Origin of the sequence: Methanoregula sp. (assembly GCF_041645475.1) — an archaeon.
Lineage (GTDB): Archaea > Halobacteriota > Methanomicrobia > Methanomicrobiales > Methanospirillaceae > Methanoregula.
The window spans coordinates 155,631-171,997 of record NZ_JBAZQA010000001.1; the positions used below are offsets into that span (position 1 = coordinate 155,631).

The window sequence follows — 16,367 nt, forward strand, 5'->3', positions numbered from 1 at the left end:
ATATGAACGGTTTACATCATGCGTGGTGAACATCAGCATTACCGAATCTGCACCCTGATTACTCTTGAGCGCCCGGGCCTCATGGAGCAGGAACCTTTTTCCCTTTCTCCATGATGTTTTTGATGATTTTATCCGGGTCTGTCTCCAGGATTTTTTCCTGATCCTTTGTCCCGTTGCTGCACCCGGTCTCATAGATCCGGGGGAACCGGATTACATCATCGGGGCCATCCAGACCGGCTTTTGTTCTACCCGGTCTACTTCACGATCACGGTAAGATTGAACCGGGGATACCCGGATTCTTCCTCGGGAGTGATGACTAATTTTCCGTTAAGGATCGAATTCCCGGGGCTGACCGCCCGGTACCGGGCACGGTAATGACCGGAGGCATTCCAATAATCGTCACCACTGATATATTTGCCGTCATTCACCATCTCGAGCCCACACCCGGAGACCGAAAAGATCCAGTGAAAGGGGAGTCCCGGAGCAAACATGAGGTTGATCTCAAAAATATCTCCCTTCCCGAGCACAATAGTCCTACCGGATGCGCTCTCGTTCAGAGTGTACCGGATTCCGGGCATCGGGTCCTGGATTGGAATGGAGGTATCGACCGGTACCGGAAACCGTAAAGCGGCCTGAGGATTGCATACCGATCCCATTTCCTGCGTAGGACTGACCGGTACGGCTGAAGTTACTGGCTGAACCGGTGCTGTATTAAAGGGTGTTGGCAGAAGCGGACGTCCGGGGTCTTGCGATTGGTTCTGATTAAGAAGATATGGGGGGAGATACGTATCGTAAACAACATAACTTCCGGCAATTACCAGGATAACCAGGCAAACCAGAACCCCCAGATAATAAGCGTTCATTTTTATTTTTTGCATCGAATTTCACGCTCCTTCATTCCTGCATTAAAAATATCCTTTTTATCAATGCATTTTCACAAATCTTTGTTCATTCATTGTTGAGCATAATGGTTCCCATTCAATGAGGGTTGCAAGGTCTCCCAATCGATCTCCGAGATCTTTTACCTGCTTGTATCGCTCCTGTAACGCAAAGTCAACAAGAGATTCCATACCGTTGGTTCGGAGTTATAAGATAAAGTACTTCCGGTGGGGTTATTCGAAATTCTCTTACATCTTTTATTGAGGAATAATCAATATTCCCCGAAGCACTCACCATCGGTATCACAATCCCTGCCAGCAGCAGTGCCAACAGGACGATACCCCATTTGAATTGTTTCATTTTTTCGTACCTCCTTTCGGTTGTTACACTCGGAGGCATGAGGAAAACCTTCATATGGACAGAAGATAATATTCTCATGCCTACGGGTGGGACCGGATTCAACACAAAGTTCGTCGCTTGGTGAATCCGTTCACTTCTTTTCGGGACAACCTCCGGCCATCCACACGGATCGAATTATTTACGGGAATTATAAACCTTTTAGCCAACTCATCTACTGATTTTCTGAATCGGTAGACGACTCGGCTAGAAAGATTAAGTGCCGGGTCGCAAAACCACCCCGCGATACTTTAAAGGTATTCAGCACGGATGCTCGCTCCAGAAAAATGATTGTTCCGGGAAATAATTTAGTTAATTCCTGATAGAAAAGCGATGGCCCACAGGCCAGCCGTATGCAACAGGGGTGATGATAGTTGCCAGCAACGCAATAATGGAGAACACTCCCCACGGGGCGAAACCCCCCCACTCCCCGCAGGGAAGGGTTAACTATTTACTTTTTTGGGCCTCTGAAATAATCAAATGCCATTGCGATTTTTCCCGGAACAATTACAGAAATATATCGTCATCGGTCCGGTTGTAGTAATGCAATGCTCCCATGATGAAATCGGCGGACGGGATACAGGGTTCATTCTTTGAATCTGCATGGTCGATGGTAATCCTGATGTCAGCGGGATCGGCACTCAATAGAAAAAAAAGGTCAATGGGTTTTTATCCATTGTTCAACAGGGGGAGCAATCATGATTGCAATGATTATGATAGCAGCAATTATAATTCCCAAAATCCATTGCATTGTCAAAAAAGTGTAAATGACAATGATAATTCCAACGATAAGTAATAAGATAAGGTGATTCCGTACCATGATTATCCTCATAAAATGGGGGTCATTCACAAACATGCATCGCCGCTTGGGGGTGTACGGGAGTTACTGATAAAAGGGATTCTTGTAGCAGCTAATGTTGAAAATCCGCTCATAATGAATCGGAACTCCCTTCCTGAAGATCGGATTTTACGTTCAGGCCGACACGGATACTTGGTTCAGACCATGGCCACTGGTGATATTGCCGGGCATTCTGTGTATCATCATCGATTGAATAATACGGCCGGGGAATCCAGAGTACCATAAGTTCGTGAACGCCGGTATCGTGCGGGATACCAATATTTGCGGGAACAGATATTTTTTCACCAGCACTGAGATTGAAGAAAGCTACATTCTCGTTCATATTTTTTGTGAGAGGAACCTGGTAATAATCGAGAAGGGGAACGATCGCAACAGAGATCGGGTATTTACTGTCCGCTGCAATATTTATGGAATAATCGTATAATTTGTCCGGCGTGACGTTTGATGAAAGCAGCGCCCTGTTATCACAGGGTTTTGTTGTAACAAGTAATCCGTCATTGAGGACATAATCGGAACCACAGGACCACGTAGGCCCGTTATATGTCGTTATACGCGGTGCTGAAAATTCTGTAGCATTTCCCACGATTATGTTCACCCGCCGGCTCCCGAGAAGTGCCTGGTCTGTACTGAATCTGAATGAATTGTTCAGGGTGTGTTCATCCGGCTTCATGATGAGGAATAGTTCAAAGTCATGGCTACCATCAGGCATTGGCGGAAGCCTGAACCGGTAGAATGCCTCTTCGAACGGGGCCATATGAATGACATGATGGATGTTTTTGCCTGAGTTATTGAATTCAAACGGGATCTGCTGATAATCCAGGAGGCCGATAATAAGAAAATCACTATTTTTTGTCATCTGGTTATTTACCCACAGGTATGCTTCAAATGAGTTATCAGGACCAGTTCTCATTAACGCAGTACGTGTCGTTTCTTTCTGCTTTACCGGCCCCGGGTAAATACTGACACCGAAACTTTCCATGACTCGGTTCTTGTCATAGGTTGTCGAATATGTCGTGCCATTGTCTGATTGATTAATTGACATTTCCCAAAGGGGGGGGGGTCCGTGTGGGGAATACCTGCGATACTGATGATGATAAGGATGATAAGAAAACCCAAAAAAGCCAAAAAGGAAAATAGTTTCATAGTATTCATGCGTTTTTCCTCGGGAATAAAAAGGGTTAGGTCAGGGAATCGGTTGTAACCGGATACCATGAGGTATATCCTGAAAGTTCGAAGGTATGATCAGACTGGGCAGTCCAGGTGCCCCCAGTGTAAAAGGCCGAATACACATAATTCACTTGTGCATCTGCCGAATTGTACTTTGTATCAGGCTGGTCATTATAAATTGCGCCGTCTCTCCAGACGCGTTGGCGTAAGGCGATTTTGTCAATATCATATGCTGAACCGGAACTGGTTCTTGACCGGGAATACGAATCACAATGCTTGTCCGGGGGATAGAACGGTTCCCAGAGATCGGTATATGCGCTCCAGTGAGGTGCATCATCAGTTGCTGCAAAGGTTGACGGCATAGTCTGGACTGCAGTTTTGATTTTCAGCATTCCACCAACACCAATATCCTCTTCAGGATTAGCACCAGTAAATGCTGCCCCTTCTGTCGGGGATAGTTGTCGCGTTACTACTCCAGACTCGCTGCTTTGAGCGCTCACTATTGGCACTATGACCATCGCTGCCAACAGGAATGCCAGCAGGACAAACCAGGTTTTAGGTAGTTCCATTCTTTTTCAACTCCTTTCGCGTTTTTGCATCGCTCTGCTCGAAAGACATGGGAAAATCTTCATATGGACCAAAGATAAAAATCTCATGCCTACGGGCGGAACCGGGTTCAACAGAGTTTCGTTGCTTCGTGAACCTGTCCTCTTTTTCCGGGACAACCTCCGGCTGTCCACACTGATCGTTTTATAATTGGATTATTTATTATTCATGTCCACATCATCAAACTGGCAGTTTGAAAATGTGGACAGAGAATCTAAATCTGGAGTTCGCTAAAAACAAAGAGAATACCAACGTGGTATTCCGGGGTCTCACCTATTCCCAGTCTTTATCGGTGAGGCCCTGAAAATTTCCAGGACTATTTTTTATAAGCATTTATCAAAAACTTAAAAGAATCGCACCAGCCGGTATGGACATTGCGTATTGTGTTCTCAGGAAAGAACAGGTCAGTTTACACACGCAATAAAATCCCCGGATTATCAACAATTACCTGACCGGGGCTCTCATTTCGCACATTGTCCAGTAGTTGCACGAGAACAATCGTATCGAGAAAACTGTAAAAATCAATCAATGGAATTCCGCGGCAAGAACCACCCGGCCGTTGAGAAGACCCGCGAATCCTACACGGCGAAGTTCTTCTACGAGGATGGGATGCCAAATCGGTCGGCACCACGTATGAGAAGTGCAACACCCTTGCCGGGTACAATTCTGGCATCCTTCCCGACAACGTGGTTCTGGCCAGAATTGAAACGAAATATACGACAAAGAGAACTGCGAGTACGGTAAGTTTGAGTTTTTGTCTTTCCCGATCACTATATATCATTATAATAACCGTCATTCCTTTGACCGTTATCAGAATTGTGTGCAATCAGGGTGTTGTATCCTTAAGAACTTCAACATCAACAATATCCATTCGGATAAATTTGCAGGGAACACTCGTTATGTTGAATGTCCTTCCCAGTGCTGATATATTGCTATATACCTCATCGACAACGGTTTGGTTAACCCTTTCATTCGGGTTCATCAGGACGACGATTGAACCGTCCCGGTCCTTTGCAAAGCCGAGAACCAGTCCTTTCGGGTATTTATCGGATCCGGTATCAGCTTTGGACGCATTGATGAATACATCCATTAGGGCCGGATTTTTCAAAAAAACCGTTCGCCCCGGATTTTTTTCGTCCAGACCGAATGATGCAATGACCCATTCATCTGGAACATGTGGTGCCTCCAGGGATGGTGACACATGAGGTTGTGACTTATTATTGGTCATCTTCGGATCCCCGTTTTGTTTCATATACGGAGGGACCAGAATACAAAGACCAAGAATTATCCCCAGAATTATTATCCCGGTTATTACGTTCCAGTTCATTTTTTCTTCACCGTTTTAAAAAAAATCAAAGATCCTTCTTTTTCAGCAAACCTGCAGTTGCAACAACTCCGATGCAAATGGCGATCCCCGGAACTACTATATCAGACGCTGATCGTGCGGTCGACGGATGCGGTGTCGTATCGGAAAACTCTGGTATACCGGTAACATTTTTCGACGGCACTACCGGTTGAACAAAGTCAGAATTGTTCCCGGTCTCTGATGATACGAGAATAAGCTGTTGCGTTGCGATAATATCCGGTCCGAATGGATTTTTGGAAGAAACCACGACCTGATAATTTCCCGGTCCTGCGGGCTCAAATGTGGGCGCCGGATAATAATTCGGCGGTTTGGTATACATCTGCCAGCGGGATGGCAGAACCTCGGCAGACCAGACATTTTCGCCATTATTTCCCCGCTGTACAGAAACATTTGCCATGTAAAACGACGATCCAAATCCCCCGGGATTGAATTCGGCAGTGCCAATCTGGAGGAGAAGGGATTCGTTCGAAACAGCCAGATTCGTTGTTCCATTAATAACGAATTCCTCACCGGTAGTGTGGATTCCGCAAGGATCAATTGCAATAAATGGGGTTGCAGCAGGTGAAATGTCCGGGTTTATTGCAGATACCCCGGAGATTATCAGTACAGCTGTCAAGAATAGGGTACAATTCCGGAAAAATAATTTTTGGGGGCTCATTTCATTCACGCTTTCGTTCATGAAGATTCGTCTTGGTTTTTCACAAATCCACTCTTCGTCTTCACGGATATATGCTCGTTTGTCTATATCAGATAAAGGAGGAATAAATGATTGTTCCTCCTCATGTTTTGAATTCGAACCGATTAGGGGGTGTAAATTGTCACCTGTGTCGGGTTCGGACTGAAATATACACTGAATAACCCGGCCCAGTCTGAGGGGTTCGTAATAGTTCCTGAAGAGAGTGTTACCGCAGGAATATTGACATTGTTGAATACGATATATCCGCACATATTATACGGATTGGAATTTGTTCCCTGAGCCTGTTCCAGCGTGTTTACAATCTCCAGATTCGTATTCGTTGAGAGGTAGTTAGAGAAGTAAAAGGAAGACGTTCCTTTCGTGAGATCACTTGTCGTAACCTGCCAGCCGGTCTGACCATTAATCGTGGTATACTACAGAGTCCCCTGTCTATTGTCTCCCTGGTTAACACTGAGCATTGGGCCAAAAAAAAGATACGAATATAGCCGGGAAATCAGGCCCGGACGCCGTTCCAGTACTGGGTGGTGTTCTTTAAGGCATCTGCACCGTCGGCTGTGTATACCCACTTGCCCTCAAAAGACTTGCCATCGGCAGACGTCCTGAACACGAAGAACCCGGAATAGGCACCGGTTGTGTCGGTCTCGTTCCAGGTGCCGGTGATCGTTCCTTCCTTGACGCTGCCGGTGATCGGGTAGTTGCTCTTGCCATAGGTTCCGGTTACGGACGAACCGGACTGGTTGAGTACGAGCTTCTCGATCACATCAGCGGATCCCGCCATGCTGTAAGACGTGTTCCAGGTCCCGGTCCAGGACGGCGTCTCGTTGGCAGGAATGGCTGCAGCGGACGTTGGCGCAAGGGTGATCTGTGCTGCCGTGGTAGTGACAGCGGGTGTTGTTGGTGTGGTTGCAGGCGAGCTCGTGCATCCGGCAGCGAGCAGCATGGCGCAGACGATACCGGCGAGAATGATTCCAATAATTTTCTTCATAATGATCTCCACCTGTTTTTCGAGCAGCGATTTAAACCTGATCAAATTATCCGGGCGGGACGGGAACCAGTACCTCTTCGAACGGCAGGCCGGGCAAAAAAACGTCCCGGCCCCGGGGTAGTCTTTGGGGCAATGATCGTTCATCGCTCATCCTTATTGGTTTTGGGAAATTCCCTGCGGTTTTATTTCCCTTCTTTGCAATCGCCGACGCAGCGATCCACCCGGATCATAAATAGATATAATAAAATAATAACCTGTCATACGTGAGGTTGAGTAATTCCCGGTTTATTTACTGGACAGGATCTGGAGCCGGGCAAGAAAAATCCTCATGGAATTATCATGTCTTACCGGCGCATCGCTCTTGCAGGAATAATCATTGCCCTGTTTTTGTTCGTCCTCTTTGTGGGTTCCTACCTCCAGCCCCGGCAGACAACCCCGGGACCCGCCACACCCGATGACAAGCTGGCTGAAATTCTGGCACGCGGTACGCTTGTTATCGCAACGGACATCAATTATCCACCCAACTCGGAATTAAAACCCGGGGCCCTCCGCACCGCGGGTACGAAATGCACCCGGAACGAATATACTGCCGATGAATTCAGCGGTTACAATGTAGCCGTCGCGGTGGAGATCGCCCGGAGGCTCGGTGTTGAACCCTGTTTTGTCACGCCGACAAGGACCGAGATCATCAGCGGAAGCTGGTCCGACCGGTGGGATATCCATGTCGGGTCGCTCGCGATTACCCCGGAACGCATGAAGGTGATGTACTTCACCCCGCCGTATTATGCCGGCCCGGTCAGCCTTTTTGTGAACAGGAACAACACGGCCTATGTAAACCCCGGCGACCTGTCCGGAAAGAAAGTCGGTGTATGCGCCGGCTGCATTCTTGAGCATTACCTGGACGGAACGCTCAACCTGCCCGGCCAGAAGATTGATTTTGCTATCAAAAATGCGACAATTGTTGCCTACGAGAATGAAGCAGTTGCCCTGAGTGATCTTGCTCTCGGGGATGGTGTGAAGCTGGACGCCGTTCTCACCAACCAGCCCCTTGGCGAGGACGCAATGAAAAACGGTATGTCCATCCGGCAACTGGGCGGGCCCGTTTTTTATGACTATGACGGAGCAGCCGTCGATAAAAAGTGCGGCAGGGATCCGGCTTCGTTTGTCAGGAACGTGACCGGTATTATCCAGAAGATGAACCAGGACGGCACGCTGCTTGAGTTCTCACAAAAATACTATGGGCGGGATTTTGTCACGGAGACCGCCCGGTTCAATACCAGTGAACTCGGGCAGATCCCCGGTTAGGACTCTCTATGAAGAACACCTGGTTCTGGCGTCGGAATCTGACAGCGAGGCTGGTCTGTTCATTTCTCTTCTTATCCCTCTTAATCGTAAGTCTTGTAGGACTCATCGCCTATTTCCAGGCCACAGCGTCCCTTGCCCGTTCGGTGGATGACCGGCTCGATGCAGTCGCCACCTTAAAAGCTGACGTGCTGAACAACTGGGTTGACGACCAGACGCAGAATGTGGTCATGATAGCGGGGATCCCGGGAATCCGCAAACAATCCGGCATCCTCTTCTCATCGCCAGGTACTTCTCCGGAACGAAAACAGGCCTATGCGGAGCTCTCAGGATTCCTCCCGCAGGTGGTTTCACGGACAACCTACACAGATGAGATATCCATTATCGGCATGAATGGCACGATAGCGGTCTCAAGTGACCGGACTCGTGAAGGGCAGTCGGTTGCCACGGATCCGTATTTCCTGCAGGGCAGATCGAAAACGCTTGCAATAACCGTCTATTCTTCAAATCCAGACGAAAAACCGGTCATCATAATCGCAACTCCGTTATTCGATATGCAGGGAAAACGCATCGGCGTAATGGCTTCACGGCTTTCCCTTGCCCATATCGATCGCATCATCCTTGAACGTACCGGTCTTGGAACCAGTGGGGAAACCTATCTGGTTGACCCGTCCCACAGGATTGTTGCAGAAACTCCTCTCATGATGAACGGGACATCTTTGCTATCCGTGCAGTCTGAAGGGATCGATGCTGCCCTCCGGGGCAAAGATGGTTCCGGCTTTTACCGGAATTATGCCGGTGTTCCCGTGGTCGGGGTCTACCGCTGGCTGGATAACCATGATATGGCCCTGCTTGCGGAGATGAGCCAGGACGAGGCATTTGCGTCTGCACGCGAGCTTGCCCTGACCATACTGTATGCCGGCATTATCCTGTCCGTAATCCTTGCAGCAGGAATGTACCTGCTGGCCCGCCAGATAACCCGGCCAATCCTGGAAATTGCCGATACTGCTGCCCGGGTCACTGCAGGGGATCTCAGCCGGCAGGCCCCGGTTCTGACGGAAGATGAAGTCGGCCTCCTTGCAGCTGCCTTCAATGACATGACCGGAAAACTGCGACAGACCCTTGAAGGTCTTGAAACGAACCTGAATGAACTCAAAGAGCGGGATTTCGCCCTGCAGAAATCAGAACACAAATACCGGACCCTTCTTGAGAATATCCCGCTGAATATTATCCGGAAGGATCTTAATTCCGTGTTCGTCTCCTGCAACGAGAATTTTGCCGCTTCCCTGGACCTCAGGCCCGAAGACATTACCGGAAAGACGGATTTTGATCTCTATCCCCGCGAACTGGCAGAAAAATACCAGAATGACGATAAACGGGTGATGACAACCGGCCAGGCTGAAGAGTTTGTCGAGCAGAACCTGGTGAAGGGAGTGGTGCGCTGGGTCAATGTCATCAAAACGCCGGTAAAAGATATCGACGGGACTATCACCGGCATCCAGGGAATCTTCTGGGATATAACCGAAAGAAAAGCCTCCGAAGAGGAACTGCACCGGCTTTATACCGAACTGGAGCAACGGGTTCTGGAACGGACTGCCGAGCTCCGCCGGGCACAGGATGCATACCGGCAGGCAAATACAAAACTCAATCTGCTCAGTTCGATCACCCGGCATGATATCCTGAATCAGCTCACGGTACTCAAAGGCTATCTTGAACTATCAGTAGACGCGGTTCACGATCCTGAAACCCTGCGGAAGTACATTGCACAGGAACAGAAGAATGCAGACACTATCGAACACCAGATCCTGTTCACCCGGGAATACCAGGACATCGGCGTGAAAGCACCGGCATGGCAGAATGTGAACTTAAGTATCATCCGGGCAAAAGGGATACTTAACCTGGGGACCGTTGAGGTCACACTCGACCGGACCGATCTGGAAGTGTACGCAGATCCTCTCTTTGACAAGGTATTCTACAACCTTATCGACAATGCTCTCAGGTATGGCGGCGACAAACTGACAGCAATCCGCATCATCTCTTACGAGTCTGAGGCCGGCCTTGTGATCGACTGCGAAGATGATGGCGCAGGGATTTCGGATGCTGATAAAAAACGTCTGTTCCAGCGGGGATTTGGGAAACACACCGGTCTGGGATTGTATCTGTCCCGGGAGATCCTGCTTATAACAGGGATTATGATCGCGGAGAACAGCAGGCCGGGCTCCGGCGCCCGGTTTATAATCACCGTGCCGGACGGGGCGTGGAGGTTTACATGTGGGAAATACACGTGAAAAAACTGCCTGTGACTGCCACCTTTCGACTCCTTTGCGGACCACCACCTGTCTCCGCAGAATGTCGTGTTGTACCATTACACCGGTGGTGCATGGACTGCCCTGCCGACAACTTACGGGATCACAACCCAGGGGCAGGTTACCTTCACATCAACGAGTACCGGGTTTTCCCTGTATGCAATCAGCGCACAACCCGGGACCGCTGGGAACCAGACAGCATCCGCTTCAACGGCAACAATCGGGAATCCGGCACCGGTTTCAACGCCGGTAAAAATCTCCTCACCCGCGACCCCGGCACATGCCGTGCAGCAGATGACAACTGTACCGGCATCAACGCCGGCACCAGGTCTTCCTCTTCCCGCTATCGCGGCAGGTGTGCTGGTCATTCTGGTGCTTATCGGTGCCGGTTTCCTGATCCGGCGCTGGTGGATCCGGAAGCAGAACCCGTCACTGTTCCGGAAATATGATTAAAAATAACAACCAGCACTATTTTTTCCGATTCCAACTCTCCGCAAACGCATCGGGGGAGCCGGGCACCTCAGCAAATCCTCACCGGGCAAATTACCCTATCCGGTTTTCCCGTTCATTATTCCGCCGCGGGGGCTTTTATCCGGAGCGGCAGCGATTGTCGTTTTTCATTGACCGTTTGTCGATACCCCCGGAACAGAAGTCCAAAGAATCCCCGTTCCCTCTGATCTCAGTTGAGTCCGGCTCACTTCCTTTCCTTCACAACAATGGTAAATGATGTCCCGGCACTCCGGTCCAGTTCCACCGTCCCGTCCATCTGGTCGACAAGTGTCGTGACCAGTCGCAGGCCAAGCGACGGGACGTTTCTCCAGTCAAGATCCGCTGGTATGCCGATACCGGTATCCCGGAACAGGATGGTCAGCGTATTGCCCTCCTTTTTCACGCCAACGAAGATCTCACCTTTCCGGTCATCCGGGAATGCATATTTGAGCGAGTTTGCGATCAGTTCGTTGATGAGGAGTCCGAGCGGGATGGCAACATCGATATCAACATCGACATTGTGGATTTCCATGGTGAACAGGATCCCCCGGCTCCTGGCATCATAGGTCTGAAAGAGACCCGTACCGAGAAATTTGACGTAGTCCTCGAGGCTGATAAAGGAGATATCTTCCGACCGGTACAGTTTTTCATGGACAAGTGCCATGGCCCGGACCCGGTTCTGGCTGTCCTTTATTGCTGCAAGCGTTGGTTCATCCTTGATGTACCGTGACTGGAGATTGAGGAGGCTGATAATTATCTGGAGATTGTTCTTGACCCTGTGGTGAACCTCCTGCAAAAGGATTACTTTCTCGTCATAGGACTTCTGGAGTTTTCCTTCCGCTTCAAGGCGTTGGGCATTTTCCTCCTTGAGATTCTCGTTTGTCTCCCGCAGCGCCATTTCAATTCGTTTGCGTTCGGTTATATCCTGGATAACGCCGACAACAAAACCCGGGCATGGTGCATCTGTAAAAACGGTAGATGTCGAGATGATAGTGCATTTTTGCCCATCCGGTATCGTTATCGTCACCTCCCTTTCCCGGCTCGTCTGGTTTTGGATATCCTCATCAGTCATATCCTGGTAGAACAGCAAATCCCCCTCAGGGAAAAAATCACGAGGCGTTTTTTTGAGAATGTCTTCCCTTAACCTGCCGATAAACCTGCAGAAGCTGTCGTTTACGAGAACAAATCTTTGATCGCGGTCGAGGACGTAGACCGGGTGAGAAATGGTGTTGATGATTGCTGAAAGGTTCCTCTTGGATTCCACTTCGACTTCAAGTAACTGGATCTTCCTCTGGATGTTTTTTTCGTCAAGGATGTTGTTGACAACCATTGCAAAAATGGCCATGCCGATAACATTGAAGACAATCATGGGGATTGCAACAGTTGTGACGACATTGAAAAATTCGGACGGTTTTGTCACGAGAATGAGGGTGTAGCAGGAGACGAGCGTCTCAGAAAGTCCAATCAGGAGCACGGCGACCCACGTGGGAACGAACTTTCGTTTGTTGGCAATATATGATGCCACCAAGAATGCCCGAGAGGATGGGGGCGGATAACCCGGTCCACATGTACACCCCGCCCTGCGCAAACCGGAACAGACCCCCGATAATCCCGGCACCAATCCCGATATACGGCCCACAGACCAGACCCGCGGCCATGGGGCCGAGATCCCGGACATTCACGACAGCGCCATAGATTGAGAGCCCGCTGAGTGTTCCGAAGATCGACAGGATGCCGAAAAAAACCATGAGGAGTATCTGTGTGGTCCACGCCGGATGTTTCTCGAAAACCTCATTAAAAAACCTGCTTCTCATGAAAATAGAAGCAAAGACGATAATCACGCAGAGGATCTCAAAAAGCGTAACAGAACTCTGGATGACTGTCAGTTCCATGTTACGGAATTGCTATATGTTGTATAAATATATTATGGCAAATGTGAGATATAAAATAAATTATACTGGCAGGATTTGAGTTGCATTCATTTTTGCGGTTGATTTTTCCTGAGCCTTGATGCCGATATCGTTTTTTCCTTCCCCCCCGGGAGTACCCCGGATACGGGCCCCGCAAAAGAGGGCTTCATTTCATGTGTCGGGCCTTATGCACGATCCAAAACCGGGGGGTGCCGGACGTCCGCTGTTTTGCAGGTTTGATAGAGCCATAACAAACCCCGTTCTTGAAAATATGTAAAAACGTGGGCTTCTGCAGGGACGTGGACATTATTTCCTGTACAGCAAAAACAATTGTCCGGATTGCCAAACCGTGCAGTTACAAGCCCGGGATCGTATTAGTCTTTCAGGGTGAGTGGACTATCGTGGCAGAACCTCGCATTGTCCGGACACGTGTTGTAAAAGATACATCTGATTCCCACCCCCTCTTCGTGCATCGCCCGGCAGCCTATCCGGATCGCAGCCGGAAAAATTACCCCCATCAGGACATTCCGGTACTTGCTCTGCCCCCTTCAACCCGATAACCGGATTCTCGACCGGTACCTGTATGCTCCGGTGCAACGAAAAAAGGATAAGGCGATCATCTGGTGCGAGAAACCCTGCACCGGCACATTCGGCATCAATACATTTGGGATCATTCCGCGGAACGATTCCACCGCCGCTGTTTCGCCGGGAGCCGGCGTGATGCGTTGTCGGGGCAGTATTATCCGGTGCAACAAAAACCACCTGCCCGGAAACAAATGTCAAAAGTTTTATATTGTAAACATAAATAAATTGACATATGGTAAAACCAGTAAACGACAACCGGTTCGGGATTGGTAAGATCATCCTACCGCTTTTCATTATCAGTGCAGCATTATTTCTGGTAGCTCCCGTTTTGGCAAATGCAGAGGTTACTATTGCCACGAGTGGAAATCCATCCTATTACTGGGGGGAAAAAGTAGTCTTCTCCGGTATGAACAACGCTTCAGACACCACGTATCTCTTCATGACCGGGCCCAACCTTCCCGATGCCGGCGGAAACCTGACTCTTCCGTTTCAACATCCTGTAGGCGGGGATCCCGGTTCATTCACCGTGGTGAAAACAAAACCGGGTAACACCTGGGAATACACCCTGTATACTTCCGGTGTTCTGCTGGATGCCGGGATGTATACCATCTATGCCGCAAGCCAGCCAAAATCAAAAGACCAGTTCGATAATCTGACAATCTATGGCACGACCAGCCTAATCCTCAAAAGACCCTTCATAACAGCAGCGATCTCACCCTCACCCGTTTTAAAAGGACAGCCGTTTTGGGTCAATGGATCTGCGGAAGGAAATCCGCGGACGGTCCAGGTTTGGATTGTCGGCGACAACTTCCTGTATAATACGATGGTTTCGACAAATCCGGATTCGTCATTTATGTATTATGGGGATACCAGACTCTCCGGGCAACTTCCGGAAGGACAATGCTATCTCATCGCCCAGCACCCGATGCAGAATACCCAGATTGATATCCTTACCAGCGGGGACTGGGTAAAAATGCTCAGACACGCCGATGGAAATCTGACGGACGCCACGAATCTCTTCAGGTTCCGGGGTACAGGAAGCCTGCAGGGCAATGACGCGGCAGAGGCTATCATTGCTGCGATCCGTGACCACACTACGGGCGATGACACATATACCGTAATCCCGTTCAGGGTTGTCGATGCTGGCTTTTCAACACCCGTAACATCGCCAGCCGCAACCACGCCGGTTCAACATCCGACCCAGTCGGCCCCGCTCCAGTATGCTCCAGTCGGAGCACTTGTTCTGATCATGGGAATTGTTGTCTGGAACCGGCGCCGGGGATAATTTTTTCTAAAGAACATTAAGTCCCTGCCAAAAATCCCCCGAATCCGGAATTGTTCCGGGCCCTGCACGCATCCGGTTTTCCAGTACTCCCCGGGAACACTACGTTTTTGTAACGGAACGCTCTTCCCGCCGGACTGCCCAGCTGGCAATGCCATCGGCAAGAATCCCGTAGATAATGCCGAAGACAAAGAGCATTATTGCACCGAAATAATTGTGGGCAAATGCCGGGACAATGCAGAGCAGGAGGCTGAACAATGCGCCGAGCCCGGCTCCCCGGAGAACCGGGTGCAAGCAAATCCCATCGGCAAAGCCGATAACTATGCCCTGGAGGACCCGGGAATAGAAGATCATCAGCATGAACCACGTCTCCGGCACGATTCCCTGGGGTGCAGCGATGAGCAGGCTGCCGGCACACCAGGCGCCGGTCAGGATTCCAACAGCGGTCGTGATTGCGATCCGTTTCTTCTGCACCATACTCTTTTTGACCCTAGGGAGCAGTCGGGGATAAGCGTTTCTTTGTTTTCGCAGGGTTTTTTTATGTGTTTGCGGGTATCGGCGTCGTTGTCATTGTCGCCGGTATCCCCCCATGAAAGATGGCAGAACAGGCGCTCTGGTAGAAAAGACGAAGTATCTGGTTCTCCAATTCGGACTCCTTGCTTTTGCAATATACCCTACCGGCTCATTGTTCCCCGTGCTTCTCTATCCACGCGATATAGTGATCCATCCAGTTCTGCAGGAACTTTCTGCTTGCCTCACCGATATTTCCGGCATCATCGAACATCCCTTCACGGACCTGGAGATAGGCTTCCGGCTGGCGGAGCACGGAAACATCCAGGAACGAGAGGACATTGCGCAGGTGCTGCTGGGCCATGGCGGTGCCGGCTGCACCGGGAGAAATGCCGAGGATGCCGGCCGGTTTTCCCGCCCACACGCTCTGACCGGGAGGTCGTGACCCCTGATCCAGGGCATTCTTGAGCACACCGGGGATCGAACGGTTGTACTCCGGTGTCACAATGAGAATGCCGTCAGCGGCCTGGATCTCCTGCTTCATCCTCCGTACGGGCTCAGCCGGGTTCTCATCGTCATCCTGGTTGTACAGGGGAAGGTCGCCGATCTGCACCATCGTAAGGGAAAAATCCGATGGCGCAAGTTTTACGATAGCTGATGCAAGTTTCCTGTTGAACGAATCCTTCCGGAGGCTCCCGACAATAATGGCGATCTGGTAGTGGTGCATACATCATCTCTCTTGACAAGTATCCGTGTTCACTCCCATCTTCATATAATTGATTGTAGCCGTAACAGGCACCGGGCCAAATGTCGGGCCGGGCTCCATCCCACATAAAAAAATGCCGTGAGGGGAATCGTCATTCACTCCAGGAAAGGATGCATTGGAGAGCATCATAATGGCGTTCCGGCATCTGACGCCCCGATGAACCCGGCGCGTTCAACAGGTTTGTCTGTCGGGCATTATTTTTCTGCTGCGGATACACGTTGGGATTATCACATCATACATGGAACAACTATCTGGTTAGTGG

General features: G+C 49.8%; 14 protein-coding genes. 4 read left to right on the top strand and 10 right to left on the bottom strand.

Features of this window, described 5'->3' with window-relative positions:
• Positions 1–254: 254 nt before the first annotated feature.
• The 6 genes from WC598_RS00785 to WC598_RS00810 form a co-directional block, all read right to left on the bottom strand.
• Positions 255–578: a hypothetical protein gene (locus WC598_RS00785; RefSeq protein ID WP_372959558.1), complete on the bottom strand. Its 324-nt coding sequence runs from the start codon at positions 576–578 to the stop codon at positions 255–257.
• Between the two features lie 1,626 nt (positions 579–2,204).
• Positions 2,205–2,990 carry a hypothetical protein gene (locus WC598_RS00790; protein WP_372959559.1) on the bottom strand — a complete coding sequence of 262 codons (786 nt, stop codon included), beginning with the start codon at positions 2,988–2,990 and terminating at the stop codon, positions 2,205–2,207.
• A 322-nt stretch (positions 2,991–3,312) separates the two neighbouring features.
• Complete coding sequence (locus tag WC598_RS00795) at positions 3,313–3,870, bottom strand: hypothetical protein (protein WP_372959560.1); 558 nt, start codon at positions 3,868–3,870, stop codon at positions 3,313–3,315.
• A gap of 863 nt (positions 3,871–4,733) precedes the next feature.
• Positions 4,734–5,234: a hypothetical protein gene (locus WC598_RS00800; protein WP_372959561.1), complete on the bottom strand. Its 501-nt coding sequence runs from the start codon at positions 5,232–5,234 to the stop codon at positions 4,734–4,736.
• A gap of 25 nt (positions 5,235–5,259) precedes the next feature.
• Complete coding sequence (locus WC598_RS00805) at positions 5,260–6,219, bottom strand: hypothetical protein (protein ID WP_372959562.1); 960 nt, start codon at positions 6,217–6,219, stop codon at positions 5,260–5,262.
• Between the two features lie 244 nt (positions 6,220–6,463).
• Complete coding sequence (locus WC598_RS00810; protein WP_372959563.1) at positions 6,464–6,955, bottom strand: hypothetical protein; 492 nt, start codon at positions 6,953–6,955, stop codon at positions 6,464–6,466.
• Positions 6,956–7,294: 339 nt separating this feature from the next.
• Between WC598_RS00810 and WC598_RS00815 the strand changes: the two genes are divergently transcribed.
• Genes WC598_RS00815 through WC598_RS00825 form a run of 3 tightly spaced genes read left to right on the top strand, consistent with a single transcriptional unit; the run spans position 7,295 to position 11,016 of the window.
• Positions 7,295–8,260 (top strand): transporter substrate-binding domain-containing protein, encoded by a 966-nt coding sequence (locus WC598_RS00815; RefSeq protein WP_372959564.1) that lies wholly within the window; start codon positions 7,295–7,297, stop codon positions 8,258–8,260.
• Between the two features lie 8 nt (positions 8,261–8,268).
• Positions 8,269–10,545 (top strand): PAS domain-containing protein, encoded by a 2,277-nt coding sequence (locus WC598_RS00820; protein WP_372959565.1) that lies wholly within the window; start codon positions 8,269–8,271, stop codon positions 10,543–10,545.
• A gap of 48 nt (positions 10,546–10,593) precedes the next feature.
• On the top strand, positions 10,594–11,016 hold the full coding sequence (locus WC598_RS00825; RefSeq protein ID WP_372959770.1) for a PGF-pre-PGF domain-containing protein: 423 nt from the start codon (positions 10,594–10,596) through the stop codon (positions 11,014–11,016).
• 241 nt (positions 11,017–11,257) lie between these two features.
• On the opposite strand, the gene WC598_RS00830 is transcribed toward WC598_RS00825, so the two are convergent.
• Positions 11,258–12,577 (bottom strand): histidine kinase dimerization/phosphoacceptor domain -containing protein, encoded by a 1,320-nt coding sequence (locus tag WC598_RS00830; protein WP_372959566.1) that lies wholly within the window; start codon positions 12,575–12,577, stop codon positions 11,258–11,260.
• On the bottom strand, positions 12,504–12,944 hold the full coding sequence (locus WC598_RS00835; protein WP_372959567.1) for a LytS/YhcK type 5TM receptor domain-containing protein: 441 nt from the start codon (positions 12,942–12,944) through the stop codon (positions 12,504–12,506). The genes WC598_RS00830 and WC598_RS00835 overlap by 74 nt, the downstream gene beginning before the upstream one ends.
• A gap of 835 nt (positions 12,945–13,779) precedes the next feature.
• Here WC598_RS00835 and WC598_RS00840 point away from each other — a divergent pair.
• Positions 13,780–14,832 carry a hypothetical protein gene (locus WC598_RS00840; protein ID WP_372959568.1) on the top strand — a complete coding sequence of 351 codons (1,053 nt, stop codon included), beginning with the start codon at positions 13,780–13,782 and terminating at the stop codon, positions 14,830–14,832.
• Positions 14,833–14,931: 99 nt separating this feature from the next.
• On the opposite strand, the gene WC598_RS00845 is transcribed toward WC598_RS00840, so the two are convergent.
• Positions 14,932–15,306 carry a hypothetical protein gene (locus tag WC598_RS00845; protein ID WP_372959569.1) on the bottom strand — a complete coding sequence of 125 codons (375 nt, stop codon included), beginning with the start codon at positions 15,304–15,306 and terminating at the stop codon, positions 14,932–14,934.
• A gap of 205 nt (positions 15,307–15,511) precedes the next feature.
• A complete protein-coding gene (locus WC598_RS00850; protein ID WP_372959570.1) occupies positions 15,512–16,066 on the bottom strand; it encodes an NADPH-dependent FMN reductase in 555 nt (184 codons plus the stop codon).
• Between the last annotated feature and the right edge of the window lie 301 nt (positions 16,067–16,367).

What these genes read in the sequence shown, in the direction of transcription:
- WC598_RS00850 (WP_372959570.1), bottom strand. Translation starts at nt 16,066, where the DNA reads ATGCACCACTACCAGATCGCCATTATTGTCGGGAGCCTCCGGAAGGAT.
- WC598_RS00795 (WP_372959560.1), bottom strand. Translation starts at nt 3,870, where the DNA reads ATGGAACTACCTAAAACCTGGTTTGTCCTGCTGGCATTCCTGTTGGCA.
- WC598_RS00820 (WP_372959565.1), top strand. Translation starts at nt 8,269, where the DNA reads ATGAAGAACACCTGGTTCTGGCGTCGGAATCTGACAGCGAGGCTGGTC.
- WC598_RS00790 (WP_372959559.1), bottom strand. Translation starts at nt 2,990, where the DNA reads ATGACAAAAAATAGTGATTTTCTTATTATCGGCCTCCTGGATTATCAG.
- WC598_RS00810 (WP_372959563.1), bottom strand. Translation starts at nt 6,955, where the DNA reads ATGAAGAAAATTATTGGAATCATTCTCGCCGGTATCGTCTGCGCCATG.
- WC598_RS00835 (WP_372959567.1), bottom strand. Translation starts at nt 12,944, where the DNA reads ATGGAACTGACAGTCATCCAGAGTTCTGTTACGCTTTTTGAGATCCTC.
- WC598_RS00845 (WP_372959569.1), bottom strand. Translation starts at nt 15,306, where the DNA reads ATGGTGCAGAAGAAACGGATCGCAATCACGACCGCTGTTGGAATCCTG.
- WC598_RS00800 (WP_372959561.1), bottom strand. Translation starts at nt 5,234, where the DNA reads ATGAACTGGAACGTAATAACCGGGATAATAATTCTGGGGATAATTCTT.
- WC598_RS00815 (WP_372959564.1), top strand. Translation starts at nt 7,295, where the DNA reads ATGTCTTACCGGCGCATCGCTCTTGCAGGAATAATCATTGCCCTGTTT.
- WC598_RS00785 (WP_372959558.1), bottom strand. Translation starts at nt 578, where the DNA reads ATGCCCGGAATCCGGTACACTCTGAACGAGAGCGCATCCGGTAGGACT.
- WC598_RS00840 (WP_372959568.1), top strand. Translation starts at nt 13,780, where the DNA reads ATGGTAAAACCAGTAAACGACAACCGGTTCGGGATTGGTAAGATCATC.